Here is a 25365-nt window from a genome sequence, read left to right as displayed (position 1 = left end):
ATACCGCCCGCTGAGCATTCCCCCGGAGGAAGTTTCCATGACCGATGAACAAGGGCAAACATTGCTATATACCTTGTTTGGCACCACCAGCCCTCATTGGCGTTTAACTTCAGATAGTGATGCTCTGCATTTTGCCGAAGATGAGAACGCAAACACCAATATGGCGGTGCCGCTGACTCCCGCACAAGCCAGTTTATTACGTGCGATGACGGTCATTACCTCAAGTATTAACCTCACGCTGTCGCTGCATGGCGAACCTGTTCCGATGCATTTTGTCGGCCGTAAAGTCAATCAATCTACCTGGGCAGGCACCTCGTCAGCCTGGGGCGATACGTCGTCTGTCGCGCGCGATTTGACGCTGGGTTTATCCTTCGCCGAGCAAGTGGTTTCTGAGGCGAATTCCGTCATCGTGATCCTCGATCAACGCGGCAATATCCAGCGTTTCAACCGTTTGAGTGAAGAGTACACCGGGCTGAAAGAGCAGGAAGTGATTGGCCGCAACGTATTCCAGCTGTTTATGACCAAGCAGGAAGCGCAGGCATCACGCCGTAATATCGCCGGTTTCTTCCGTGAAGGCAGTTCTTACGAAGTTGAACGCTGGATAAAAACCCGTAAAGGTCAGCGACTGTTTCTGTTTCGTAATAAGTTCGTTCACAGCGGCAGCGGGAAAAATGAAATTTTCCTCATCTGTTCCGGAACCGACATAACCGAAGAGCGCCGCGCTCAGGAACGTCTGCGCGTGCTGGCCAATACCGATACCGTCACCGGCTTGCCCAATCGCAACGCGATCCATCAGCAGATTAGTCTGGCACTGGAGCTGGCGAATGGCAGTCAGACCGGTGTGGTGTACCTTGATTTAGACAATTTTAAGAAGGTAAATGACGCTTACGGCCATATGTTTGGCGATCAGCTGTTGCAAGCCGTGTCGCTGGCCATCCTCAGCTGTCTTGGCAAAGACCAGACGCTGGCGCGCCTTGGCGGCGATGAGTTCGTGGTGCTGGCGGAACACACCAGCCAGGCAGCGCTGGAAGCGATGGCGTCGCGTATTCTTGAGCGGCTGCGTCAGCCATTCCGCATTGGCCTGATTGAGGTTTACAGCGGCTGCTCGCTGGGTATCGCCCTCGCCCCGCTGCATGGTGAAGATCGTGAAAGCCTGATTCGTAACGCCGATACCGCGATGTATCACGCCAAAGAAAACGGCCGCGGCAAATTTTGCGTGTTCGCTAATGAGATGAATCAGCGCGTGTTTGAGTATCTGTGGCTCGATACCAACCTGCGCAAAGCGCTCGAGCTGGATCATCTGGTGGTGCATTACCAGCCAAAACTCAATGCCGAAGGCGAAGTGCTGAGCGCCGAAGCGCTGGTGCGCTGGAATTCTCCAGAGCGTGGTCTGGTGCCGCCGGGCGATTTTATCTCCTACGCCGAAGAGTCCGGTTTGATTGTGCCCTTGGGCCGCTGGGTGATGCTCAACGTGCTGCAGCAGATCATTAAGTGGCGCAGCGAAGGCATCTTTCTGCGCGTCGCGGTTAACGTCTCGGCTAAGCAGCTGATCGACCAGAGCATTTACACCGATCTGAAACAGGCATTGAATGAAGCCGGTTTGACCGATTGTCCGATTGATATCGAACTGACGGAAAGCTGTCTGATTGAGAATGAAGCCGGTGCGCTGATGCTGATGAAACAGTTCCAGGAGCTGGGTGCGCAAGTGCATCTCGATGACTTTGGTACCGGTTACTCCTCACTTTCTCAGTTGGCACGCGTCCCGATTGATGCCATTAAGCTGGATCAGAGCTTTGTACGTAATATCAACAAACAACCCGTGGCGCAGTCGCTGGTGCGTGCGATTGTCGCGGTGGCCAAAGCCCTGAAGCTGCAGGTGATTGCCGAGGGCATTGAAACCAAAGCCGAAGAGAAGTTTGTTATGGCCAACGGTGTTGATGGGCGTCAAGGTTATTATTATGCAAAACCAATGCCCGCAGAACAGCTCGGGCATTGGCTGGCTAAGCATCCTGCCCGCGTTTAACGCTGGTCTGCGAGATTAGCCGGCTTTGCGCAAGGATGCGCTATGACGGTTCTGCAGTTGTACCAGTCGTTCCATGTAAGCAATGTCTTTAGGTTCCAGTGTGAAGGCATAATCGACCCAGTCCTCCGTGATATCCATCAGCTCAGCGCGTGATAACTGCAATACGCGTTGACGCGCTTTCAGCATTGCCCGCACGCCGTTCAGTTTTGGACGTAACGTATCGATGAAGGTGCGTGTGGTGCGATAACCATCGCCCGGCTGGAACACCTTGTCGACCAGACCACGCGTTTCATACCATTCCGCGCTGTGTGACTCACCTTCCATAATCAGCTCTTCGGCCAGCTTCATGCCAGACCGACGCGCCACTAACGAGTAGCCGCCCATACCCGGGAACAGGTTGAATGCGATCTCCGGGAAACCCATGCGCGCGCTGTTCTGCGCCAGAATGAAGTGATGTGCCAGCGCCGCTTCAAAGCCGCCGCCGAGCGCACTGCCCTCAATCATCGCCAGCGTGACCGCACCGGTATCGAAACCCCGCGCTGCGGAGTGGATGCAGTCGACACAGGCACGCGCATAAGCGCGCAGTGCTTCACGACGGTTGTTGCGAATGCATTCCACAAAGAAACGCAAATCGCCTCCGGCGTTAAACATCTGTGGCACTAACGAACCCGTCACCCAGAAATCAATCGGCAGACCGGAACGTTGAGCGGAATAGCTCAGGTTCATGATCTCCTCAATTAATTCGTGGTTGAAACTCGGACGGGGTTGCGCACGCAGCATCATCCACATGGTGCGGCGACCCTCTTCATAGTAGGCCGCGAGCTGTGTGGTTTGTCCAACTTCGGTGAACAGTCTGCATGTTGGTTGGTTAATTACTGTCATTGTCTCATCCTCTGTTTATGTTTATGTAGTGCGTTAAACGCCACATCAGCGTAATCCAGAGTGAGGCCAGACCAAATGAGAGATTGATTTATAAAGCAAAATCCAGAGATATCCCCGACCAGCGGCCGGGGAAGCATTAGCGGGCTTACTTGATGGCAGCGCGTTGCCCCACAGCAACATGAGAACGCTTAACGCGTCGTGAATAAACCGCGGTGATGATGGGGACAATGACGGAGGTGACAATGACCGACGTGGCGACTAACGCCGTTGCGGCGGGTGCGACCGGTTTAAACTGTGGCAGCATCTCGGCGATCAACACTGGCGTGGCTACGGCAGCGCCTGCGGTGCTGGATGCCGCAATCCCCGCTGTCCCATCGCCGCCGCCAATCAGTCGATCGGCAATAATCAGCGGAATGCCGGTGACAATGATCACTGCGACACCCAGCATAATGCCCAGCAGGCCAGTTTGCGCGATGACGGTCAAATCAATGGTATTACCCAACGCGAAAGCAAAGAACGGAATCAGCGTGTGAACCGCTTTGCCAAAGAACTCGCGCAGTTCGGGATCGAGATTACCCAACGCGAACCCGACGATAAACGGCAGTACCGCGCCAACGAAGACATGTGGCTCAAACGATGCGATGCCTGCGGTGCCGAGAATCACCATCGTCATCAGCGGCCCGGACTCCAGCGACATCAAGACAAACGCACCGGCCTCTTCTTTCGAACCGTATTGCTGCATGATGGATGCGTATAAACCGCCATTGGTCATATCCATCGCCGCCACTAACGCCAGCGTCGAGAGACCGGCAAACATACCCACTTCCACGCCATTTTCCGGCATCACACGTGAAGCAAGCGCCGCGACCACCCACGCCACCGCAATCTTGGTGAGCACGAGCGTGCCCGATTTACGCAGTACTGTGCCGGTGGCGCTGAGTTTGATGGATGCGCCCATGCAGAAGAACCACACTGCAAGAATCGGGACGGTGCCGGTCATCAACCCATTGGTGAACGAACCAAAGTATTTACCTGCGCCCGGAGAGAACGTATGGCACAGCGCGCCCAAAAACAGCGGAATCAGCATCATGCCGCCAGGAATTTTATCGATTGCACGTTTGATATGCATAAAGGTGTCACCTTAACTGAGCCAGAGGGAGGTGTTTTTATGAATTGCCAGATGGCATGGCGAGCAAGATAACGATTGGCAGAAAGGAAAAAAGTGATCGCAAATGCATTTATGAAACGCTGTTTTATTTTTATTGATCGATCATTTTGTATTTATGATACACATCGCCATACCAGGTGATTTGAAGTTAAAAGAGAGGAGCCGGGAGGCGTTTTTGCTCAAAGGATGGATTATCTTTGCGGGCGCTGACACATCTGCCCTTTTCAACAACTCGCACTGAAGCTTAAGAGCAGGCCGGGGGCGCTTTTGTGCCGGCAATCCGCAGCGCTGAACGAAGCGAGGAGGCCAGGAGAGCCCGCAGGACGCGGGCGAAAGGCGGAGCCGGGACAAGGACGTCCCGTCTCCGCCGGTCCGTCAGGCAGACGAACGAAGTGAAGGTACCGCGCTAGCGGCGCGAGGACCGCCGGACCAAAAGTGCCCCGGCCTGCGCGCTCACCATTAGCTTAATTAACTGGCATTACGCCAGCAGGCGTATATGTTTCAGAATTGACTTTAATTCTGCCCATACCAGGCATTTTTACCGTGCTTACGCAGATAGTGCAGATCAAGCAGTGTTTGCGATATCGGCAGTAACTCAGTGCGCAGCTGCTCGGTATGCAATGCCATATAGGCCACCTCTTCTAATACCACCGCACTGTGTACCGCAGCATGCGCATCTTTACCCCAGGCAAACGGGCCGTGGGAATTCACCAGCACGGCGGGGATTGCCGTTGGTTCAATTCCGCGCTGCGCAAAAGTTTCAATGATCACCTGGCCGGTATTCCACTCGTATTCCTGCTCAATCTCTTCGCGCTTCATCTGCCGCGTGCAGGGAATGGTGCCGTAAAAATCATCGGCGTGCGTGGTGCCTAACGCGATGATTTCACGTCCAGCCTGAGCCCAAATGGTGGCATGGCGCGAGTGCGTATGCACGATGCCGCCGATCTCTGGCCAGGCGAGATAGAGCGCGCGGTGGGTGGCGGTATCCGAGGATGGGCGCATTTTCCCTTCTATCACCTCGCCGCTGGCGAGATCGACGACCACCATATCGTCGCGCTGCATCTGCTCGTACTTCACACCCGACGGCTTGATCACCAGTAAACCCCGATCGCGGTCCACCGCACTGACGTTGCCCCAGGTAAAGGTGACCAGGTTGTAACGGGGTAAATCGAGATTGGCTTCCAGCACCTGCTGCTTTAACGCTTCCAGCATCTTTTTTCTCCTGCGAACTGTGATAGCTGAATTGTGCGGAGCAGGGAGAAAAAGCGTTATGGATGGAACGGCTGTAAAAGCTGCGGAAAGTGGCTAAGGCGTTAAATGTGTGGCGCGGGTTGGTTTTGATGATTAAACAAGAAGTGGCTTGCAAACTCGCATTTTAGGACCGTTTTACCCTGCCGAGTGCGGTGTAACATCTATACTTATATGGTTACCACGGTGTTAACAATCAAGGAGAAGTTAATGACTACAACAATGAAACGTCTTACTGCTGCCGTATTGGCAACAACACTAGTTGTCGCGCTGAGCGGCTGTTCTAATTGGTCTAAACGCGACCGTAATACCGCAATCGGTGCGGGTGCAGGTGCCATTGGTGGTTCAGTGCTGACCAACGGTAGCGGACTTGGTACCGTTGGTGGCGCAGCTGTCGGCGGCATCATCGGCCACCAGATCAGCAAATAAATTATAATTATCAGGCTACGCAGCGCATCTACTTAACAACGGGCCACCTAAAAGTGGCCCGAACTGCTTCAACCGCCCGCCAGTTTGACTTTCATGCCTTTGGCTTCCAGCAGCGTTTTTATCAAATCGCGTTTATCGCCCTGAATCTCAATCACGCCCTCTTTCACTGCCCCACCGCAACCACACTTTTTCTTCAGTTCAGCAGCCAGTTTTTCGAGAGCGCTATCATCCAGATCGACACCGGTAATCAGACACACGCCCTTACCTTTACGTCCGCTGGTTTGGCGTTGAATACGCACGATGCCATCGCCTTTAGGTCGTGGCGCTTTCTCTTCTTCATGGATGATACGACCGCTATCGGTCGAATACACCAATCGATTGTCCTGAGCCATTAAGCCTCCTGTAAACTTTGCAGGATTTGCTGCAGCGTGGCGGCCGGATCGGCGGATTGGGTGATCGGACGCCCGATGACCATATAATCCACGCCCGCGAGTTTTGCCTGCTGCGGCGTCATGATACGGCGCTGATCGCCCGCATCGCTGCCGGCCGGACGAATGCCTGGCGTAACCAGCGCGAAATCCTGACCTATCACCTGCTTAAAATGCGCGGCTTCCTGCGCCGAACAAACCACGCCGTGCAGGCCGCAATTGCGGGTCAAACGTGCCAGCCGCTCAGCCTGCGCGGCTGGAGATAAGGTAATGCCCAAACCTTTGAGGTCGTCTTCATCCATGCTGGTCAATACGGTGACGGCAATCAGCAGCGGCGCATCGTTGCCGAATGGTACCAGTGCTTCACGAGCCGCGTTCATCATGCGAGCGCCTCCGCTGGCATGCACGTTCACCATCCACACGCCAAGATCCGCCGCTGCCGCGACTGCATGTGCGGTGGTGTTTGGGATGTCATGAAACTTGAGATCGAGGAACACTTCAAAACCCCGTTCCTGCAGCGTTTTCACCAGCGATGGACCAAACAGTGTGAACATCTCTTTGCCCACTTTCAGGCGACACTGGCCTGGATCGATGCGGTCTACAAACTGCAGCGCGCTGTTGAGATCATGATAGTCGAGTGCCACCAGAATAGGTGAAGTGGTTACAGGCATAACGTTTCCTCAGTAACTGGCACCCGCAGGCGCGATGGACAAACGGCAAGCATTCTACCTGCGCAGGCCGGTGCCGACAATCACGCTGCCGCCAGAACTTGCCTGTTTGACTGCTGGCTGCACGATGCCAAGGCAGTTTCTTAATTAAGCTCACAAGTATGTTGTAACTAAATAGATGTAACCAGACGCGTGATGCGGCCATTTATTGGCCGTCGAGTCCACGGATGGGTTTAATTGAAGACCAGGCGCGACAAGATGGGCAATGCCAGTACAAAGCATGGGCAGTGAAGCCACATTTCTGGCAGCGATATCGCGGCTTAGTGCGGATCTGCTCGCCGACCATATCGCGCAGCACCATCAAGCTCTCTTTCGCACGTCCGTCTTCCGCTTCGTGTAAGTGGAAATCCATCAAACGATGAAACACACGCATCGTCGGATGACGCTGAAGCTGACGATTGATATACAGCTGTGCCGCTTCCGGTCCCTGCTGTTGCTCAAGAATATCAGAGAGATAAAGCTCTGCTGCGGCGCCGGTATTCTCGTCGACACAACGCTGTAAAAATTGCGCCCAGTTTTCGGGTTGGTTCAGGCGCTGGTAGCAGGTTTCCAGCATGGGTAACGTTTCACTCACCAGCTCTTTGTCCTGCTCCAGCACGCGCTGCAGTCGGCTGGCGGCTTTAGCGTACTCGCCCTGCTCCATCAAAATGCGGCCCATCATGATTGAGACGCGCGCACTTTGATGATCGGCTGACTCGCCCTTCTTCAGCAAGCTCATCGCCCGATCAAGGTCGTCACTGCTTAATGCCTGCAACGCCAGCTCACAGTAGAAATGGGCAATTTCCCCTTTCTGCTTGTCTTTGCCGAGCTTAACCAGCTTTTCCGCCACGTCGATGGCTTTTTGCCAGTCGCTGGTTGCCTGATGAATCAACAACAATTGCTGCAACGCGCCAATACGGAAATCGGTCTCTTCCACCAGTTGCCCAAACATATCTTCGGCACGATCGTACAATCCGGCTGCCATGTAATCGCGGCCGAGTTGCTGGATCGCCAGTAAGCGCTGCTCGTAGCTGAGCGACGCACTTTCCATTAGGGATTGGTGAATGCGAATGGCGCGATCAACTTCACCACGCGAACGGAACAGATTGCCAAGCGTCAGATGCGCCTCAACCGTGCCGCTGTCCTCTTTCAACATGTCGAGAAAGAGATCAACCGCTTTATCCTGTTGATTGGAGAGCAGGAAGTTTACACCGGTCACATAATCGCGCGACAGGCGGTTCGCTTCCTGTTGCTTATCCTGGTGGGCACTGCGGCGGCCCATATACCAGCCATACGCCGCAGCAACAGGAAGAAGCAGAAACAGCAATTCAAGCATCGAAAATTAATCCCGACGACTGGCAGTTGGTGATGGGATCACTGCAGTTGATTGTTCATTCTGTGCCTGCATACGTTTAAGTTTACGCTGCGCATTTGCCAGAGAAACACGTAAGCGTAACCAGAACAGGCCGCAAATCGCCCATCCCAGCAGGAATCCAGCGCCAAACAAGCTGGCGAGCAGTGTTGAAATGCGGAATTCGCCCTGCGCTAGCAGATAGTTAAAGGTGATGATTTGGTCGTTATGCGCTCCGAGCGTGACGGAGATAATGAAAATGACCAATACCACGAGAAAAATAAGCAAATATTTCACAATGCGTCCTGTCGAGAGGTTATCCAATAGAAGTATGCCAAAAAACCGCCGTCGATGCTGCTTATCCCCACATCAGTTAGCGCTTTTTTCTGCAAGCACAATCAATCATATGGGGATGAATAGGCTGATTACAATCCATCATCACGTTGCGCGATCTCACGATGTTCCTCTGGTGGAATGGTGAGCGGGCCGCAGAAACGCTGGGCCAGCAGCGTAGCTACGGTCACCAATAACCAGGATATCAGCGTTGCCATCACTAAATCACGCGGCCAGTGCATACCCAGCACTAAACGGCTGCCCATCACCGCGGTCGCCCAAACGAATAATACGGCAACGGTGGCAAAATGACGGCGCGGCCATAACAGGCCGATGGCTAAAAGCGCCCAGCTGGCGGCAAACATGGTATGCCCGGAAGGAAACGCATAACCGGTTTCAAATGCCCAATGATTCTTCAGCCATTGCGGCAGCTGAGTGTCATTGGCCAGCAAAGTTGAGACCATTTCGCCGCGCTGCTGGCGATGAAGCTGATAAAACTCATCACCGTTAATGCCATGACTTTTTTCCAGCCAGATGACGTAGGGGCGCGGTTCCTGCACATGCTCTTTGATTGAGGATTTGGTGTACTGACCAGCAAGAATCGCACCATTCATGATGAGAATGAGCAGAATCGCGGGTTTGAGCCGAAAGCGTAAACACCACAACACCCAGGCGCTGAGGATGATACTGGTGAGGATACCCCACGGACTGGTAACGGTTTCCGTCATCCAAAACAGCACGCGTAGTAGATTGCCGCTTTCCCCGGGTTGCCATTGCCAGTTTGATATCCACACGCCCAACGGCATCAACAACAATAAAAACGCCCCTAAGGTGGTGCGCTGAATGATTTTTAACATTCGCTTCCTTTTAGATCCGGATTAACAGGTGCGTTAAGCATAACTTTAGCTGAAAAAAGAATAACATACCCATTGCGGCTTGGATAATTGTGCTTTATCACTACAATCACTCTGACCGATTAACGGCAGCCGTTCGGGTTGTGGCACAATAGCGTAAGTTTCATCGGGCCACATGGCCCGTGCGTTATCATGATGATAGCGCATCCTCTGAAGGTTCTGGAGAGTCACATGCAGCTTAAACGGGTAGCAGAAGCCAAACTGCCCACGCCATGGGGAGATTTCCTGATGGTTGGTTTTGAAGAACTGGCAACCGGCCACGACCATGTCGCGCTGGTTTATGGTGATATTAGCGATCACAATCCGGTGCTGGCGCGCGTCCATTCCGAATGTCTCACCGGCGATGCCCTGTTCAGCTTGCGCTGTGACTGCGGTTTCCAGTTGGAAGCGGCGTTAACGGCGATTGCGGAAGAAGGTCGTGGAATTCTGATGTATCACCGTCAGGAAGGTCGTAACATCGGTTTGCTGAATAAAATTCGTGCTTATGCATTGCAGGATAAAGGCTACGACACGGTCGAAGCCAACCATCAGCTCGGTTTCGCCGCTGATGAGCGTGACTTCACGCTATGTGCAGATATGTTCAAACTGTTGGGCGTCAATGAAGTGCGCTTGCTGACAAACAATCCGCGCAAGGTTGAAATCCTGAGTGAAGCAGGTATCAATATCGTCGAACGCGTGCCGTTGGTTGTCGGGCGTAACCCGAAAAACGCGCACTATCTCGATACGAAAGCCGAAAAAATGGGTCATCTGTTGCCAAAGTCGTAAGCGGTCTTTATAGCAGATAAAAAAAGCCGGGAAATCCCGGCTTTTTCTTTTAGTTCAGCATATTGCGTATCACAAAATGCAAAATGCCGTCGTTCTGGTAATAGGTTAGCTCGTTACCCGTATCGATACGGCAGCGCGTTTCCAGCGTCTCCTGGCTGCCATCCGCGCGCGTCAGAATTACGGTTACCGTGCCACCCGGCTTAAGCTGCGACAGGTTTGCCACATCTATAAACTCTTCACCCGTAAGCTGCAGCGTTTTACGCGTCACGCCAGCCGGAAACTCGAGCGGCAGAATCCCCATACCAATCAGGTTTGAGCGGTGAATACGCTCGAAGGATTCGGAGATAACCACGCGCACGCCCTGTAAGCGCGGCCCTTTTGCTGCCCAGTCCCGACTTGAGCCTGAACCGTACTCTTTACCAGCAATCACCGCTAACGGCACACCTTCCTGCTGATACTTCATCGCCGCATCGTAAATCGCCAACTGCTCGTTAGTCGGGAAGTGTTTGGTATAACCGCCCTCGACACCCGGCACCATTTCGTTACGAATACGGATATTAGCGAAGGTGCCGCGCATCATCACTTCGTGGTTACCACGACGCGAACCGTAAGAGTTGAAATCGGTGCGCTCAACGCCATGCGACAGCAAATAGCGTCCGGCTGGACTTTCGGCTTTGATGCTTCCCGCAGGAGAAATGTGGTCGGTGGTGACGGAGTCACCCAGCATCGCCAGAATGCGCGCGCCTTTGATATCCTGCACCGGCTTCGGCGTTTTCTCCATGTCGTCAAAGAATGGCGATAAACGAATGTAGGTGGAATCGCCATCCCAATCGTAGGTTGCCGCTTCGCTGACTTTGATCTGCTGCCACTCAGGCGTGCCGTTAAACACCTCGGCATACTCTTTGTGGAACATATCGCTGGTGACTTTTTGCACCGCTTCCGCAATCTCTTCCGGCGAAGGCCAGATATCCTTGAGGAAAACATCGTTGCCTTGGCGATCCTGGCCGAGCGGATCGGATTGCAGATTGAGCTTCATATTACCCGCTAAGGCATAAGCAACCACCAGCGGCGGCGAAGCCAGCCAGTTGGTTTTAATTAACGGATGAATTCGGCCTTCGAAGTTGCGGTTACCCGAAAGCACCGCGGCAACCGTGAGGTCACCTTCTTTAATCGCGCTTTCTATCGCGTCCGGTAACGGGCCGGAATTACCGATACAAGTAGTACAACCGTAACCGACCAGATTGAATCCTAACTCGTCCAGATATGGCGTAAGCTGGGCCACAGCAAGGTAGTCAGAAACCACTTTGGAACCGGGTGCCAGTGAGGCCTTAACCCAGGGCTTGCGCATCAGACCGCGTTCAACGGCTTTCTTCGCCAGTAAACCGGCAGCCATCAGCACGCTAGGGTTTGAGGTATTAGTACAAGAGGTAATCGCCGAGATCACGACCGCACCATCATCCAGCTGATAGCTTTCTCCAGTTTCGCTATCGCGGTAGCTCACGGTTTTATGCGGTTTTTGCGCCTGATTAACTTCCAGTTCGTTGCTGGCATCAAAGGCAGTAGGAACATCACCGAGTGATACGCGATCCTGCGGACGTTTTGGACCGGCCAGGCTGGACTCGACGTCGCCCATATCCAGCGCTAGAGAGCTGGTGAACACCGGCTCATCACCCGCGTTACGCCACATACCTTGTTGCTTAGCATAAGCCTCAACCAGTTCAACCTGCTCCGCATCGCGGCCGGTGAGCGTCATATAACTCAGGGTGACATCATCGACGGGGAAAAAGCCGCAGGTCGCACCATACTCAGGCGCCATGTTGGCGATGGTGGCGCGATCGGCAAGCGGCAGGTCGGCTAAGCCGTCGCCGTAAAATTCTACGAATTTACCCACAACACCATGTTTGCGCAGCATTTGCGTAACGGTTAACACCAGATCCGTTGCGGTGATGCCCGGACGCAATTTACCAGTGAGTTTGAAACCGACTACGTCAGGAATCAGCATTGAGACCGGCTGGCCAAGCATCGCCGCTTCAGCCTCAATCCCGCCAACGCCCCAACCCAATACGCCGAGCGCATTGATCATGGTGGTATGCGAATCGGTGCCCACCAGCGTATCGGGATAGGCGATCTCTTGCCCATTCAGCGTCTCATGCCAGACAGATTTACCGAGGTATTCCAGATTGACCTGGTGACAAATCCCGGTGCCTGGCGGAACTACGCGGAATCGATTGAAGGCTTTTTGCCCCCAGCGTAGGAAAACGTAGCGCTCGTGGTTGCGCTCCATTTCCAGGTGCACATTTTCATCAAAGGCTTTGTCATCACCGAAATGGTCCACGGTGACAGAGTGGTCGATAACCAAATCTACCGGGGATAAGGGATTGACTTTGGCGACGTCGCCGCCAAGGCGTTTCACCGCTTCGCGCATGGCAGCCAAATCTACCACCGCCGGTACACCGGTAAAATCTTGCATTAATACACGCGCGGGACGATAGGCAATCTCACGATCGGCGTGAGCATCTTTTTGCCAGGCGACCAGCGCTTCAATATCTTCAAGCGTGACAGAATCACCATCCTGCCAGCGTAAAAGGTTTTCCAGCAGGACTTTCATCGACTTGGGCAAGCGATCGATATTGCCCAGTTGCTGAGCTGCTTTGGGCAAGCTGTAGTAATGATATTTTTTTGCCCGAACATCCAGCGTGTCCTGACTCTGCTCGCGTAACGTTAACGACATAGCGCCTCCATGTAAGTGAATCTTTTTTAAACCTCAGTGACTGCAAGGTTTAACTTAAAGATAGACTACATTGCCGTTAACGTTTTGATAACAACACGAATAGACACATTAAAACACAATGAAAAATGCCCCGACGTTTGTCAGGGCATTTATAAAATTCAGTATAATTTGAGTTAGGGCTTAAATCATCGCCCAAAAGGCGGCGGCCCAAAAAGCCAGGGAAAAGGTATAAACGCTCACCCAGGATAATGTCGTTGTATTGATGTTCATCATTCACTCCCTCCCGGATTCCGGGCAAAAAAAGTCCACCGTCTTCAGCGTTGTACTGATGACACCGTTTTTTTAATGCTGAGTGTTAAAGGACGGGCTTTTAACTTGCCCACCGGATAATCCGGCAAAAAGAGGGACTAAACGACTAAATATAGTACGGAACGCATGCTGCGTTATTTCGACTTCATATCCATGAAGGATTCAATAAAGTTGCGCTGATTCTCGCTGAGTTCCCACGAAGTCGGAATGGTGACCTGAGGTTCAGTGGATACAACGTCTTTAACTTTGCACGCAGGCGTTTGCGGCTGACGTGCAGAAACCGGATGCTTACGACTGAGTGTATTTGCCCACATGGCTTAACCCCACATACGCCAAATCATTAACGCCACCACTACCCAGAACAGTGCTGAAGCAGCGAAGACAGTCATCCAAGCTTTGCGACGGGTATTACCAGTACGCTCAACTTTGGTGCTTTTAGTCCGGAAGCCCGGCTGTACAGTTATTCTCGTGTTCATAGTTTTTGATAATCACTCTCAATAAAACGATTGATGACAACGATTAAGATTTAGGACGAATCCTAAACTTGTTAAGACCGAAAATCCAGTTATTTTTATTGAGCACAACGATTAACGCTATTTATCAAAACGCCAAAAATTGATGAGATAAATTTAATTACCAACACAACTATTAATTAAATCGTTACATTGTAAATTTGGGTTAACAGCAAATTAGATCCAATCTAAATTTGAGTTTAATTTACCAAGCCAGTTAAAAAGCCCTTCTTCATCAACTCTTAACTAGAGTATGGGAATATTCCTGGCGAGCTGCAAAGCAGCATCGTAAAAATTGTGTACTGATTCGCATTTAATAGATAACAATGAAAAAACATGTGACCTATGTTTCATTTACAAAAAAATAATGATTTTTTTTGAAGTACTCGTGGCGCTAAGCGCTAAGGGATTCCGAAGGTGCCCACTGGACACCTTGGCAAAAGAATGAGTTAGGAATTTACTTGAAGGGTAACTTGATGTCGCGGAACATGGCTTCGATGTCTTCATTGGAGCGCAATGCGACCGCCGCATCCACCACATCACGCGTCAGGTGTGGTGCGAAACGTTGAATGAAATCATACATATAGCTGCGGAGGAAAGTGCTACGTCTAAAGCCAATTTTGGTCGTACTATTCGTAAAGATTTCTGAAGCTTCTATACGCACCAAATCGGGGTCTGCAACCGGATCAACCGCCATACTGGCAATTACGCCAACGCCAAGGCCTAAACGCACATACGTCTTAATGACGTCAGCATCCGTCGCGGTGAAGACGATGCGTGGCGTTAATCCGGCGCGATTAAACGCGGTGTCCAATTCTGAACGGCCTGTAAAGCCAAATGTGTAAGTCACTAACGGGAAATCCGCCAGCTCTTCTATCGTCACATTTGATTTACCCGCCAACGGATGATCTGGCGTTACCACAATGGCGCGGTTCCAGTGATAGCACGGCAGCATAATCAAATCGTCATACAGATGCAGCGCTTCTGTGGCAATGGCAAAGTCTGCATTGCCCTTTGAAACCGCCTCAGCTATTTGCGTCGGCGATCCCTGATGCATATGCAAAGAGACGCGAGGATAGCGCTCAATAAAGCCTTTAATCACGCCTGGCAGCGCATAACGTGCCTGCGTATGGGTAGTTGCTACATACAGCGAGCCTTTATCTGGCCAGGTGTGTTCACCAGCAACAGATTTAATCGCGTCAACTTTGGACAGCACTTCGCGCGCAATCCGAATAATTTCTTCACCTGCAGGCGTTACTTGCGTCAGATGCTTACCACTGCGTGCAAATATCTGCACGCCCAGCTCATCTTCTAACATACGGACTTGCTTACTGATGCCTGGCTGCGAGGTATATAAGCCTTCGGCGGTCGATGAGACATTAAGATTGTGATTAACCACTTCGACGATGTAACGCAACTGCTGCAATTTCATAGTTATATCTTCCTGGTAGCGACAGAGGTGCATTCCCGGCAGGCGTGTTTCCGCTTTAATTGCGGTGAGGGAGGGAAAGCGAATCAGCGAAACGAAAAGAGTTCTATAACTACTATATCAGTTAAAGGAAGAATGTAGAACGATTAGCTATAAGGATAAGAGAAAGGCCAGCGAATGCTGGCCTTGCGGGGAATTACTTTTTCGCTTCCTGCCATTTGCCGTCAACATAGAACATTGACCAGCCAGTGGCTTTGCCATCCTTTTCGGAAGAGACGTATTGCTGTTTGGTCTTGCGACTGAAACGTACCATCGTCTTATTCCCTTCCGGATCGGCGGCTGGCGCTTCTGACAGATATTTCAGCTTTTCTGGCAGGCGGTCGGCAAAGCGTTGCAGCTCTTCCACCAGCGGCGCGCGCGTTTCACGTGATTTCGGGAAGGTATTCGCAGCAAGGAACACGCCCGCTGCACCATCACGCAACACAAAGTAAGCATCCGATTTTTCACACTGCAATTCTGGCAGCGGCACCGGATCTTCTTTTGGCGGCGCGACGTCGCCGTTACGCAAAATCTTACGGGTGTTTTTGCACTCGTCGTTGGTACACGCCATGTACTTACCGAAACGACCCATTTTCAGATGCATTTCAGAACCACACTTCTCGCACTCAACAATCGGACCGTCGTAGCCCTTGATGCGGAATTCGCCCTGCTCAATCTCGTAGCCGTCGCACTCTGGATTATTACCGCAGACGTGTAACTTGCGCTGGTTATCGATCAGATAGCTGTCCATCGCGGTGCCACACTTTTGGCAACGACGACGAGCGCGCAGCGCATTGGTTTCAGCATCATCGCCTTCCAGCACGTTGAGCACTTCATTTTCCGGGATCAAGTTGATGGTCTGCTTGCAGCGCTCTTTCGGCGGCAAAGCATAACCCGAGCAACCCAGGAACACGCCGGTACTGGCGGTGCGAATCCCCATCGGGCGGCTACAGGTTGGACAATCAATTGACGTTAAAACCATCTGGTTCGGCTGCATGCCGCCCTCTTCCGGATCTTTCTCAGCATCATCTAGCTGCTGGCTGAAATCACTGAAGAAGGAGTCGAGTACCGCTTTCCATTCGGCTTCATTATTCGCCACCTGATCGAGGCTATTTTCCATGCGCGCGGTGAAGTCATAGTTCATCAGCTCGCGGAAATTAGACTCCAGACGGTCGGTAACAATTTCACCCATTTTTTCGGCGTAGAAACGGCGGTTCTCAACACGCACGTAACCACGATCCTGAATGGTGGAGATAATCGAGGCATACGTTGATGGACGACCAATGCCACGTTTTTCCAGCTCACGCACCAGGGATGCTTCACTGAAGCGCGCCGGCGGTTTGGTGAAGTGCTGGCTTGGCATCAACTCTTTAAGATCCAGCATATCGCCAACATCTACCGGCGGCAGCGTCAGATCTTCATCATTTTTACGCAGCGCAGGCATCACGCGCGTCCAGCCATCGAAACGCAGCGTGCGGCCTTTGGCTTTCAATTTGAATTCAGCCGCGCCCACGGTCAGCGTGGTGGAGTCGTACTGAGCCGGAACCATCTGGCAGGCAACAAACTGGCGCCAAATCAGCTGATAGAGTTTCTGCGCATCAGCTTCCATATCTTTCAACTGCTCAGCCACGATATTCACATCAGAAGGACGAATTGCTTCGTGCGCTTCCTGTGAGTTCTCTTTGCTGGCGTAGGTATTCGGCGCTTCTGGCAGATACTTTTTACCGAAACTGCTCTCAACATAACCGCGTGCCATCGCCACGGCATCCTGGCTTAGGTTGGTGGAGTCGGTACGCATATAGGTGATGTGGCCCGCTTCATACAAACGCTGCGCCATCATCATGGTCTTCTTCACGCCGAAGCCCAAACGCGTACTCGCCGCCTGTTGCAGCGTTGAGGTAATAAAAGGTGCAGAAGGCTTGCTGCTGGTCGGCTTGTCTTCACGATCCAGCACTTCGTAACGCGCTTTCTGCAAAATCGCTACCGCCGCGTGAGTTTGCTCACGATTGACCGGACGGAACGCTTTGTCATTCTGATGCGTCACCTGCATGGCCAGATCGGCGCCTTTCGGCGTGGCGAAATCAGCATCGATTTCCCAATACTCTTCTGGCACGAAAGCTTTGATTTCGTGCTCGCGCTCAACGACCAGACGCACCGCAACCGACTGAACGCGGCCGGCTGACAGGCCGCGGGCAATTTTCTTCCACAGCAGTGGCGACACCATGTAACCCACCACGCGATCCATAAAGCGGCGCGCTTGCTGTGCGTTGACACGTTCAATATTAAGCTCGCCAGGCTTGTCAAACGCCTGACGAATCGCATTCTTGGTAATTTCGTTAAATACTACGCGGCTAAAGCGCTTATCGTCCCCACCGATCACTTCCCGCAGGTGCCAGGCAATGGCTTCCCCTTCGCGGTCAAGGTCGGTTGCGAGATAGATGTGGTCTGCATCGGCAGCCAGGTTTTTCAGCTCAGCGACAACTTTTTCTTTGCCCGGCAGAATTTGATAATCCGCTTCCCAACCATGCCAGGGATCCACACCCATGCGGTTTACGAGTGCGGCTTTCTCATCCTTTTTAACCTTTTTTCCAGGTTTCGCTTTTTCCCCGTCGGCACTTTTACGGGCAGTTGAACCGCTGGTCGGCAAATCACGGATATGACCGACACTGGATTTCACCACGTAGTCATTACCGAGGTATTTATTGATTGTTTTGGCCTTTGCCGGGGACTCAACGATTACGAGTGATTTACCCATATGTACCTTTACCTAAATGAAACGTCCTGATAAACGGGAGAGAATTGGAGGTCCCAAAACCCAATGGGTTCAATATTGCTGCCGGCATTTCGCATTTCAAGGCAGCAGGGATAATCTCAGGTCAGATTGCGTCGACTTCTGCAACTTTATGATTAGGAGCGAGTTTTCCATCTGACAGAACCACACATCCGGGTGTGATCTCCCTGAAAGCTGAATCGCCCACACTCTACCTGATAAAATCCGTTACGCAACTTAATTAGCATTCTGCCTAATTTTGCGTCAGTTTTACGACGCCATGCTGATTTGCTGAACGCGATAGCTCGCAAGTAATATAGAAGGAGAAAAATGGCTGTCAAAAAAGAGGTGAAAAATGTCAGTGCCAACGGAAGCTATTTCACGCCACGCGTTACTGGAAATAGCTAATCAGATAATCACGCAGCACGACGATTATTTTGTCGGATTAGAAGCCAATGATGTGATTCAGCAAGGTGATGTTTTGGTGTTTCGCGGTCCCTATTTTCTCGATGATGAAGGCTTGCCCACCGCAAAAACCACCACGGTATTTAACGTGTTTAAACACCTCGCGGTCGAACTCTCCTCTCAATATCATCTGGCATAAAAAAGCCCGGCAGTTGCCGGGCTCGGTTACAACAGCGGCTTCTCGCCGCGCTGCCATATTTTCAGAATCAACCGCTCTGCCGCCAGACTGGCGCTGTTGGTAAAGCGATCCATCATTTTACGCTTACGTGCGTAATGGACGCCCAGCACGGTGAAGCGATCCATATGCTTGATAATCAACGCATCGCTGGTGCCGATTTCATCAATCAAACCCAAATCCAGCGCCTGACGACCATACCAATGCTCGCCGGTCGCCACTTTGTTCAGATCAAGCGACGGACGCATCTGCTGCACGAAATCTTTAAACAGCTGATGCGTTTCGTTGAGATCTTCCTGGAATTTCTCGCGCCCTTCTTCGGTGTTTTCACCAAACAGCGTCAAAGTCCGTTTGTACTGACCGGCGGTATGCAGCTCGACGTCAATATCGTTGCGCTTCAACAGGCGGTTGAAGTTAGGGATCTGCGCGACCACGCCAATTGAACCAATAATAGAAAACGGTGCGGCCACAATGCGATCCGCCACGCAAGCCATCATGTAACCGCCGCTGGCAGCGACTTTATCCACCACCGCCGTCAATTGCAGACCGGCATCGCGCAGGCGTTGCAGCTGCGAAGCAGCCAAACCGTAGCCGTGTACTACGCCGCCGGGGCTTTCCAGGCGCAGTAGCACTTCATCGCCCGGCACCGCAACTGCCAGCACTGCGGAGATCTCTTCACGCAATGAGGTGACCTCACTCGCGTCCATGCTGCCTTTGAACTCCAGCACATACAGCGTGGGCTTCAGCGTCTCGCTCACGCCGGCTTTAGCATTGCGTTTATCAGCTTTCGCCTTTTGCTTCTCTTCTTTCTTATGCTGCTTGAGCCACACTTTTTGCGCCTGTGGCTTCATTTTGGCGAGCTGCAGATCTTCCTTCATCTCACGATAATCATCATCAAGATGCGTCAAACGCAGCTGACCGCTGCTGTGACGTTTACGCAGCGCGGCATTTAGCACAATCAGAACAATAGCTGCGATCGCCACCACCACGGTGACGGCCTTAGCCAGAAATAATCCATAACTGGAGAAAAAATCCATTCTGCCGCCTTATTAAACAGTAAATTACAACAGCTGTAAGTTTACCCGCTTTACGCGCTGTCGTCGCCTGAAATGCCCGCAGGCGGCACAGAATGCGAGGCTCAAGCGTTGCACCGCGCGGCAAATTCAGGCATAAAGCCAAAAACCTTCTGACCCGAGCAAAGGACATCGCTGTGCATTATCAACCGAAAAGCGATCTGCTGGAAAATCGCATCATCCTCGTCACCGGCGCTTCCGATGGCATTGGCCGTGAAGCGGCGCTAACCTACGCGCGCTACGGCGCGCGCGTCATCCTGTTGGGCCGCAACGCCGACAACCTGCAGAAAACGGAGCAGGCCATCAACCAGTTAAACAAGCAGCCAGCCGCTTCTTTATTACTGGATCTGGCCAAAGCTACGCCAGAAAGCTGCCAGCAGTTAGCCGACCAGGTTACTGCGCTGGTGCCGCGACTGGATGGCGTGCTACACAACGCTGGCATTCTGGGCGAAATCGTACCGTTGGAGGAGCTCGATCCACAGATCTGGCGTGACGTGATGCAGATAAACCTTGATGCCACCTTCTATTTAACCCAGGCATTACTGCCGCTGCTGCTGAAATCGGATGCCGGATCGCTGGTGTTTACCACGTCCAGCGTGGGCCGCAACGGCCGTGCAGGCTGGGGCGCGTATGCGGTTTCGAAGTTTGCCACCGAAGGTATGATGCAGGTGCTGGCCGACGAGTATAAAAACCGTCACTTGCGGGTCAACTGCATCAATCCCGGCGGTACGCGCACCAAAATGCGCGCCAGCGCTTTCCCGGATGAGGATGCCAATTTACTCAAAACCCCCGCGGATTTGATGCCGCTCTACCTCTATTTGATGGGTGATGACAGCCGACGTAAAACCGGCACCAGCTTTGATGCGCAGCCGGGACGCAAAGCGGGGCCGGCAACCGCATGAACGATCGCCATCAGCAACGCCAGCAGCGACTAAAAGAGCAGGTTGATGCCCGAATCGCCGCCGCCACCGAGACGCGCGGCATTTTGATGGTGTTCACCGGTAACGGCAAAGGGAAAACCACCGCGGCTTTTGGCACCGCGTTGCGCGCCTGCGGACACGGTAAAAATGTGGCGGCGGTACAGTTCATTAAAGGCGAATGGCCCAACGGTGAACGTAACTTATTGGAACAGCACGGCGTTGAATTTCAGGTGATGTCCACCGGTTTTACCTGGGATACGCAGAACCGTGAGACTGACACTGCCGCCTGCCAGGTAGTGTGGCAGCAGGCGCGTCGTATGTTGGCCGATAGCCGCGTCGATCTGGTGATCCTGGATGAAATCACGTACATGGTGAGCATGGATTATCTGGATTTAGCGGAGCTGGTCGATGCGCTGCAACAGCGCCCTGCACAGCAAAGCGTAATCATTACCGGTCGCGGCTGTCATCGTACGTTACTGGATTTGGCAGATACCGTAACGGAAATGCGTCCGGTGAAACATGCGTTTGATGCGGGAATTCAGGCACAGCAAGGAATAGATTGGTAACACGCTGACGCCGCAAAGCGCGGCGTCAGGCTTAGGATCAGGCACCGCGTTTAGTGTTATTCCGACGCGGATTGTTGCTCACCACACCGTGACGTTTTACCGCACGACGAATTTGGTTAGCCTTGGTGCGACGACGATCCTTTTCAACGGCCACTTTCGTTACCGTCTCTTCCGGCATACTGACTAACGTACGCAGATAGTTGACTGCCGGTAATTCCATCTCGATCCAGCCGCCGCGTGGCAAGCCTTTTGGCAACTGTATATCACCGTAACGCACACGCATCAGTCGGCTAACCTGCACGCCAACCGCTTCCCACAGACGGCGCACTTCGCGGTTACGACCTTCGGTCAGCGTCACGTTGTACCATTGGTTGATGCCTTCGCCACCGGCAAACTTAATGGTTTTGAACGATGCCGGGCCATCTTCCAGCTGCACGCCTTTGCTCAGCTGACGGATTTTATCGTCATCCACTTCGCCAAACACGCGAACCGCATATTCACGCTCCACTTCACGGCTTGGGTGCATCAAACGGTTAGCCAGTTCACCATCGGTGGTGAACAGCATCAAACCGCAGGTATTCACATCCAGACGACCGACGGCAATCCAGCGTGAACCACGCAGACGCGGCAGACGATCAAATACGGTTGGACGCCCTTCCGGATCGTTACGCGTGCAGAGTTCACCTTCTGGTTTGTAGTACGCCAATACGCGACACACTTCGGTCGCCGACTCAGCGATGGAAACCAGATGGCCATCGATACGAATTTTCAGGGATTTATCACTTTCGATGCGATCGCCAAGCGTCGCCAGTTTGCCGTCAACGCTGACGCGTCCGGCTGAAATCATGGTTTCGATTTCGCGACGCGAACCGTGACCGGCGCGCGCTAATACTTTCTGTAATTTTTCGCTCATGGAGCCTCGTTGTCGCCTTCCCAGGCGTCGTGGTAAGAAGAGGTGCGATACAGGGATTACCAATTCCCATATCAGAATCTGTTACCGCTCTGCATCGCTGCTGCAATCTCAGACGGCCCGCGATTTTACACTAACGCAAGTTTTGTTAACACCTTTTCCTTTGCTGCCGATAACAGAGGGTCTGGTAAAAACATGGCCATTAAGACCATGACGATAAACATTCAGCTGGCTGATAGATCGGTCTTATTTGCATCCGCAGCATCCACGCCAAGTGACTGAATTATTATTACTTGTCCCTAACCTTTCCCGCCTGAGCCTATTATCAACTTAAGACAACTGATACATTAGCACTTTGCAAGACTGCTTAACCGCTATTGCTCGCCACGCTTAAGGATAATCACAAACTTTAAATCTAAGTAAAAACAATAAAACAGCACAAAAAACTATTTAATAGCATTAAATAAGGTCTATTACAGTAATAAATGCAAACTTATAGTTTATTGGCACTACAGGTTGGATTAAGTCTGTATTTTTGTATTATTTGATTAATATTAAATTTGATGAATTGTTCTGCAGAAAAAACTGTGTAAAATTTAAGCCTGAAATCCAGTGCGTCGTCATAATAACATAGCTTTCATTTACTATTTATATTCGTTCAACTTACAAATCATTAACGAACCACTGTGTAATTTCACTGATATTACAAACCGGCGCGCGGGATTAGACGCGTTTATTCATTTACGGAATGAATTTAATTTGCATGTCGAAAGTCTTCACCAGGGATTTTACGGACATGCTTTAAAGAAGATCACAGCCATGAAAACCTCTCTGCTTTGGCCTGCGCTCGCTGCGCTGGCACTGAGCGGTTGTTCCGTGGGCCACACTGAGTACAGTCGTACTGCGATGCAACACGTTGATATGAGCGTGACAGGCATCCCGACCGTGCTGGGTTTGGGCATTCTCGGTACAACCATTCCTTTGACGCCAGAATACAGCCTGACGGCGGCGCACGTGGCAAAAACGGCCGTGCAGCGTGTCAAGGCCTATCATCCTTATTGCGACGTCGCGATTATTTATCATAAAAACAGTCCAGAAACGCTGGCGAAATTCCGCAACGGTGCTATTGGCGAACCGATTAAAATGTACGGTTATAGCTTTATTTCCGCTATGCCGGTGGAATCGAGCGGCGTTAATTTAGCGCGTACCGCCATCACCAATAAATGGAATAAAAAGCCCTGCATGGCAATGGCATCAAATGCTGGCGTGGTGCAAGGGATGTCGGGTGGCGCGGTATATAATGCGGACCAAACTATTGGCGGGGTGATTGTCGGTTACAGCCATGAAATATCTAACGTTCGCAGCAAGAAAGTCATCTTAAAAGATGTCTCGCTGTATATTCCGTACGGGGATTTCAAAACCTGGCTGGAATCCAATATTGGTCAGACGCAGGAAGCCACGCCTGACCATGCATGATTACTGGAACGGGCGCGTGTCACCGACACCTTCGCGCACCACCACCGGCGCATCGCTGGTGAGATCGATCACCGTGGTCGGCTGCTGTCCCAGCGTGCCGCCATCAATAATCAGATCCACCAGCTTGCCAATGCTGTACTGAATCTCTTCCGGATCGGACTCGGTGAAATCATTGCCGGGCAGCATCAGCGAAGTCGACATCATCGGCTCGTTGAGGCGCTCCAATAGCGCCAGCGCCACCGGGTTGGACGGCACGCGTAGCCCGATGGTTTTACGTTTGTCATTCATCAGACGACGCGGCACTTCTTTCGTCGCCTTCAAAATGAAGGTGTAGTTGCCCGGCGTGTTGTTTTTCAGGAGGCGAAACGCGGAGTTATCCACCTGCGCGTAAGTCGACAGCTCCGACAGATCGCGGCACATCAGCGTAAAGTTGTGATTGCCATCCAACTGGCGAATGCGACAAATGCGTTCCATGGCATTTTTCTCTTCCAGACGACACCCCAGCGCATAGCCAGAGTCGGTTGGATAAACAATCACGCTGCCTTTATTGAGATAATCAACGGCCTGATTTACCAGGCGCGGCTGCGGATTGTCGGGATGAATGTGAAAATATTGACTCATAAAAACCTCATATCACCTGTCTGTAACAGCACTGCTGGGCGCCAATGCGGGGAAGCGTTCCCAAACCGGCTCCACGCCGCCCGGTAGCCATAACTTGCGTCCCAGTTCTATCCACGGACAAGGTTGGTGGAAATCTGATCCCTGCGACCCGGCTAACTGATGGTCACGCGCATAGGTTGCCAGCTGCGTGCGCTCGTTGGGCGCTTGCTGGCACTGCGCGACCTCCATGGCATCGCCACCCACGTCGGCAAAATGCGCAATCAGCCGCTTTAACCATTTAGCCGACAAACCATAACGACCGGGATGCGCCAAAACGGCATAGCCGCCAGAATGATGAATAGCATCAATGGCTTGTTTAATTGTACACCATTGCGGCGGCACGTAGCCGGTTTTCCCGCGCGCCAGATAATTCTTGAATACCTGCGCCATATTGTCGGCTTTGCCAATCTCCACCAGATAACGCGCAAAGTGGCCACGCGTGATCAAGCCGCCCTGCGCCAGTCGCTGCGCACCGGCTAGCGCATCAGGAATGCGAGCGCGCTCGAGGCGTTCGGCAATCTGCTGCGCACGATCAAGGCGTGTCTGATACTGCTGCGCAAGGAATTCAGTCAGCGCGGGATGCTGGCAATCGACATTCAGCCCCACAATGTGGATTTCGTGATTTTCCCATAAGGTTGATGCTTCTAAACCGGCTAGCACGCGGATCGGTAGATCCTGTTGCATCACTGCCGCCTGCGCTTCTGCCACGCCCGCCACCGTGTCGTGATCGGTAATCGCCAGCACACCGACTTTCATCTCAACCGCGCGCTGCACCAGCGCGGTCGGCGTCAATAAGCCGTCAGAAGCCAGCGTATGGCTGTGTAAATCGTAAAGGGGAAAACGAGCGATGTCCGACAAAATAACTCCAGCAACTGCATAAACCGGCAGGCATGATAACGATTTTGCCCCTGGCTGAAAAAGGGTATTGACATTTTTCGCCCGAACCAGTTAACTAGTACACAAGTTCACACGTAACGGGTATTTAATCATGACTATTTTTGGTACGCATCTAAATGGTTGGTGGCGCGAAGATCCCTTTATCGGGCGACGTCGTCGTGCACAATTTGCGTAACCGCAGTGCA

Annotated in this window: 24 protein-coding genes and 1 other annotated feature (1 of these 25 running past the window's edge); of the genes, 7 read left to right on the top strand and 17 right to left on the bottom strand. The window is 52.3% G+C overall.

From position 1 onward, the window contains the following. Positions 1-37 precede the first annotated feature (37 nt). Positions 38-2023 (top strand): cyclic di-GMP phosphodiesterase, encoded by a 1986-nt coding sequence (pdeR, locus tag KVT28_RS01875; protein WP_101764279.1) that lies wholly within the window; start codon positions 38-40, stop codon positions 2021-2023. Positions 2024-2038: 15 nt separating this feature from the next. Here the strand turns inward: pdeR and KVT28_RS01870 are convergent, their stop codons facing one another. From KVT28_RS01870 to araD, 3 genes are all read right to left on the bottom strand, one after another. Then, the gene (locus KVT28_RS01870; RefSeq protein ID WP_007892438.1) at positions 2039-2905 is read right to left on the bottom strand and encodes a crotonase/enoyl-CoA hydratase family protein; all 867 of its coding nucleotides are present in this window, start codon (positions 2903-2905) and stop codon (positions 2039-2041) included. Between the two features lie 145 nt (positions 2906-3050). Next, positions 3051-4034, bottom strand: coding sequence for a 2-keto-3-deoxygluconate transporter (gene kdgT / locus KVT28_RS01865; protein ID WP_217546502.1), 984 nt, complete (start codon positions 4032-4034; stop codon positions 3051-3053). Positions 4035-4586: 552 nt separating this feature from the next. Continuing rightward, positions 4587-5285 (bottom strand): L-ribulose-5-phosphate 4-epimerase, encoded by a 699-nt coding sequence (gene araD / locus KVT28_RS01860; RefSeq protein ID WP_217546499.1) that lies wholly within the window; start codon positions 5283-5285, stop codon positions 4587-4589. A gap of 246 nt (positions 5286-5531) precedes the next feature. On the opposite strand from araD, the gene osmB reads away from it, so the two are divergent. Next, complete coding sequence (gene osmB / locus KVT28_RS01855) at positions 5532-5750, top strand: osmotically-inducible lipoprotein OsmB (RefSeq protein ID WP_008106509.1); 219 nt, start codon at positions 5532-5534, stop codon at positions 5748-5750. A 68-nt stretch (positions 5751-5818) separates the two neighbouring features. On the opposite strand, the gene yciH is transcribed toward osmB, so the two are convergent. The 5 genes from yciH to pgpB form a co-directional block, all read right to left on the bottom strand. Beyond that, on the bottom strand, positions 5819-6142 hold the full coding sequence (yciH, locus tag KVT28_RS01850; protein WP_101764276.1) for a stress response translation initiation inhibitor YciH: 324 nt from the start codon (positions 6140-6142) through the stop codon (positions 5819-5821). Continuing rightward, on the bottom strand, positions 6142-6849 hold the full coding sequence (pyrF, locus tag KVT28_RS01845; protein WP_217546497.1) for an orotidine-5'-phosphate decarboxylase: 708 nt from the start codon (positions 6847-6849) through the stop codon (positions 6142-6144). The genes yciH and pyrF overlap by 1 nt, the downstream gene beginning before the upstream one ends. Positions 6850-7051: 202 nt before the next feature. After that, on the bottom strand, positions 7052-8221 hold the full coding sequence (gene lapB, locus KVT28_RS01840) for a lipopolysaccharide assembly protein LapB (RefSeq protein WP_101764274.1): 1170 nt from the start codon (positions 8219-8221) through the stop codon (positions 7052-7054). A gap of 6 nt (positions 8222-8227) precedes the next feature. Beyond that, positions 8228-8533: a LapA family protein gene (locus KVT28_RS01835; protein ID WP_101764273.1), complete on the bottom strand. Its 306-nt coding sequence runs from the start codon at positions 8531-8533 to the stop codon at positions 8228-8230. Between the two features lie 128 nt (positions 8534-8661). Further along, on the bottom strand, positions 8662-9426 hold the full coding sequence (gene pgpB, locus KVT28_RS01830) for a phosphatidylglycerophosphatase B (RefSeq protein ID WP_101764272.1): 765 nt from the start codon (positions 9424-9426) through the stop codon (positions 8662-8664). 228 nt (positions 9427-9654) lie between these two features. On the opposite strand from pgpB, the gene ribA reads away from it, so the two are divergent. Then, positions 9655-10248: a GTP cyclohydrolase II gene (gene ribA, locus KVT28_RS01825; protein ID WP_097097212.1), complete on the top strand. Its 594-nt coding sequence runs from the start codon at positions 9655-9657 to the stop codon at positions 10246-10248. A 49-nt stretch (positions 10249-10297) separates the two neighbouring features. Here ribA and acnA read toward each other — a convergent pair whose 3' ends face one another. From acnA to topA, 5 genes are all read right to left on the bottom strand, one after another. Continuing rightward, positions 10298-12979 carry an aconitate hydratase AcnA gene (gene acnA, locus KVT28_RS01820; RefSeq protein WP_217546494.1) on the bottom strand — a complete coding sequence of 894 codons (2682 nt, stop codon included), beginning with the start codon at positions 12977-12979 and terminating at the stop codon, positions 10298-10300. A gap of 443 nt (positions 12980-13422) precedes the next feature. After that, complete coding sequence (locus KVT28_RS01815; protein WP_064738813.1) at positions 13423-13602, bottom strand: hypothetical protein; 180 nt, start codon at positions 13600-13602, stop codon at positions 13423-13425. A 3-nt stretch (positions 13603-13605) separates the two neighbouring features. Continuing rightward, a complete protein-coding gene (locus KVT28_RS01810) occupies positions 13606-13764 on the bottom strand; it encodes a YmiA family putative membrane protein (protein ID WP_071531660.1) in 159 nt (52 codons plus the stop codon). Between the two features lie 493 nt (positions 13765-14257). Further along, positions 14258-15232 (bottom strand): HTH-type transcriptional regulator CysB, encoded by a 975-nt coding sequence (gene cysB, locus KVT28_RS01805; RefSeq protein ID WP_064738814.1) that lies wholly within the window; start codon positions 15230-15232, stop codon positions 14258-14260. 193 nt (positions 15233-15425) lie between these two features. Continuing rightward, the gene (topA, locus tag KVT28_RS01800; protein WP_101764270.1) at positions 15426-18023 is read right to left on the bottom strand and encodes a type I DNA topoisomerase; all 2598 of its coding nucleotides are present in this window, start codon (positions 18021-18023) and stop codon (positions 15426-15428) included. 370 nt (positions 18024-18393) lie between these two features. Here topA and KVT28_RS01795 point away from each other — a divergent pair, with 370 nt between their 5' ends. Further along, complete coding sequence (locus KVT28_RS01795; RefSeq protein WP_101764269.1) at positions 18394-18642, top strand: DUF2498 family protein; 249 nt, start codon at positions 18394-18396, stop codon at positions 18640-18642. Between the two features lie 26 nt (positions 18643-18668). On the opposite strand, the gene sohB is transcribed toward KVT28_RS01795, so the two are convergent. Then, positions 18669-19715: a protease SohB gene (gene sohB, locus KVT28_RS01790; RefSeq protein ID WP_110866249.1), complete on the bottom strand. Its 1047-nt coding sequence runs from the start codon at positions 19713-19715 to the stop codon at positions 18669-18671. A 173-nt stretch (positions 19716-19888) separates the two neighbouring features. Between sohB and KVT28_RS01785 the strand changes: the two genes are divergently transcribed. Together KVT28_RS01785 and cobO are read left to right on the top strand one after the other, a co-directional pair. Beyond that, the gene (locus tag KVT28_RS01785) at positions 19889-20653 is read left to right on the top strand and encodes a YciK family oxidoreductase (protein WP_217546492.1); all 765 of its coding nucleotides are present in this window, start codon (positions 19889-19891) and stop codon (positions 20651-20653) included. Then, positions 20650-21237 (top strand): cob(I)yrinic acid a,c-diamide adenosyltransferase, encoded by a 588-nt coding sequence (gene cobO, locus KVT28_RS01780; RefSeq protein ID WP_217546489.1) that lies wholly within the window; start codon positions 20650-20652, stop codon positions 21235-21237. Before KVT28_RS01785 ends, cobO begins: the two co-directional genes overlap by 4 nt. A gap of 37 nt (positions 21238-21274) precedes the next feature. Here the strand turns inward: cobO and rluB are convergent, their stop codons facing one another. After that, a complete protein-coding gene (rluB, locus tag KVT28_RS01775) occupies positions 21275-22150 on the bottom strand; it encodes a 23S rRNA pseudouridine(2605) synthase RluB (protein ID WP_217546487.1) in 876 nt (291 codons plus the stop codon). Positions 22151-22966: 816 nt separating this feature from the next. Here rluB and KVT28_RS01770 point away from each other — a divergent pair. Continuing rightward, the gene (locus tag KVT28_RS01770) at positions 22967-23623 is read left to right on the top strand and encodes a serine protease (protein ID WP_110866252.1); all 657 of its coding nucleotides are present in this window, start codon (positions 22967-22969) and stop codon (positions 23621-23623) included. On the opposite strand, the gene KVT28_RS01765 is transcribed toward KVT28_RS01770, so the two are convergent. Next, a complete protein-coding gene (locus KVT28_RS01765; RefSeq protein WP_110866253.1) occupies positions 23624-24244 on the bottom strand; it encodes an L-threonylcarbamoyladenylate synthase in 621 nt (206 codons plus the stop codon). Positions 24245-24256: 12 nt separating this feature from the next. Beyond that, the gene (locus KVT28_RS01760; RefSeq protein WP_217546485.1) at positions 24257-25141 is read right to left on the bottom strand and encodes a PHP domain-containing protein; all 885 of its coding nucleotides are present in this window, start codon (positions 25139-25141) and stop codon (positions 24257-24259) included. A gap of 154 nt (positions 25142-25295) precedes the next feature. After that, positions 25296-25365 (top strand) — a sequence feature (Trp leader region) (it continues 39 nt past the right edge of the window).

The sequence above is a fragment of the Pantoea sp. GbtcB22 genome, assembly GCF_019091025.1.
In the GTDB taxonomy this organism is placed as follows: Bacteria; Pseudomonadota; Gammaproteobacteria; order Enterobacterales; family Enterobacteriaceae; genus Pantoea; species Pantoea leporis.
Note: the sequence above shows the minus strand (reverse complement) of the source record. Positions and strands in the feature narration are given on the sequence as shown.

Bases quoted from the DNA above. Each gene is read 5' to 3' on its own strand.
- KVT28_RS01770 (WP_110866252.1), top strand. From the start codon at position 22,967: ATGAAAACCTCTCTGCTTTGGCCTGCGCTCGCTGCGCTGGCACTGAGC.
- araD (WP_217546499.1), bottom strand. From the start codon at position 5,285: ATGCTGGAAGCGTTAAAGCAGCAGGTGCTGGAAGCCAATCTCGATTTA.
- KVT28_RS01810 (WP_071531660.1), bottom strand. From the start codon at position 13,764: ATGAACACGAGAATAACTGTACAGCCGGGCTTCCGGACTAAAAGCACC.
- pdeR (WP_101764279.1), top strand. From the start codon at position 38: ATGACCGATGAACAAGGGCAAACATTGCTATATACCTTGTTTGGCACC.
- KVT28_RS01765 (WP_110866253.1), bottom strand. From the start codon at position 24,244: ATGAGTCAATATTTTCACATTCATCCCGACAATCCGCAGCCGCGCCTG.
- cysB (WP_064738814.1), bottom strand. From the start codon at position 15,232: ATGAAATTGCAGCAGTTGCGTTACATCGTCGAAGTGGTTAATCACAAT.
- rluB (WP_217546487.1), bottom strand. From the start codon at position 22,150: ATGAGCGAAAAATTACAGAAAGTATTAGCGCGCGCCGGTCACGGTTCG.
- acnA (WP_217546494.1), bottom strand. From the start codon at position 12,979: ATGTCGTTAACGTTACGCGAGCAGAGTCAGGACACGCTGGATGTTCGG.
- pgpB (WP_101764272.1), bottom strand. From the start codon at position 9,426: ATGTTAAAAATCATTCAGCGCACCACCTTAGGGGCGTTTTTATTGTTG.
- yciH (WP_101764276.1), bottom strand. From the start codon at position 6,142: ATGGCTCAGGACAATCGATTGGTGTATTCGACCGATAGCGGTCGTATC.
- KVT28_RS01815 (WP_064738813.1), bottom strand. From the start codon at position 13,602: ATGTGGGCAAATACACTCAGTCGTAAGCATCCGGTTTCTGCACGTCAG.
- cobO (WP_217546489.1), top strand. From the start codon at position 20,650: ATGAACGATCGCCATCAGCAACGCCAGCAGCGACTAAAAGAGCAGGTT.
- osmB (WP_008106509.1), top strand. From the start codon at position 5,532: ATGACTACAACAATGAAACGTCTTACTGCTGCCGTATTGGCAACAACA.
- sohB (WP_110866249.1), bottom strand. From the start codon at position 19,715: ATGGATTTTTTCTCCAGTTATGGATTATTTCTGGCTAAGGCCGTCACC.
- pyrF (WP_217546497.1), bottom strand. From the start codon at position 6,849: ATGCCTGTAACCACTTCACCTATTCTGGTGGCACTCGACTATCATGAT.
- KVT28_RS01795 (WP_101764269.1), top strand. From the start codon at position 18,394: ATGTCAGTGCCAACGGAAGCTATTTCACGCCACGCGTTACTGGAAATA.
- KVT28_RS01870 (WP_007892438.1), bottom strand. From the start codon at position 2,905: ATGACAGTAATTAACCAACCAACATGCAGACTGTTCACCGAAGTTGGA.
- ribA (WP_097097212.1), top strand. From the start codon at position 9,655: ATGCAGCTTAAACGGGTAGCAGAAGCCAAACTGCCCACGCCATGGGGA.
- topA (WP_101764270.1), bottom strand. From the start codon at position 18,023: ATGGGTAAATCACTCGTAATCGTTGAGTCCCCGGCAAAGGCCAAAACA.
- kdgT (WP_217546502.1), bottom strand. From the start codon at position 4,034: ATGCATATCAAACGTGCAATCGATAAAATTCCTGGCGGCATGATGCTG.
- lapB (WP_101764274.1), bottom strand. From the start codon at position 8,221: ATGCTTGAATTGCTGTTTCTGCTTCTTCCTGTTGCTGCGGCGTATGGC.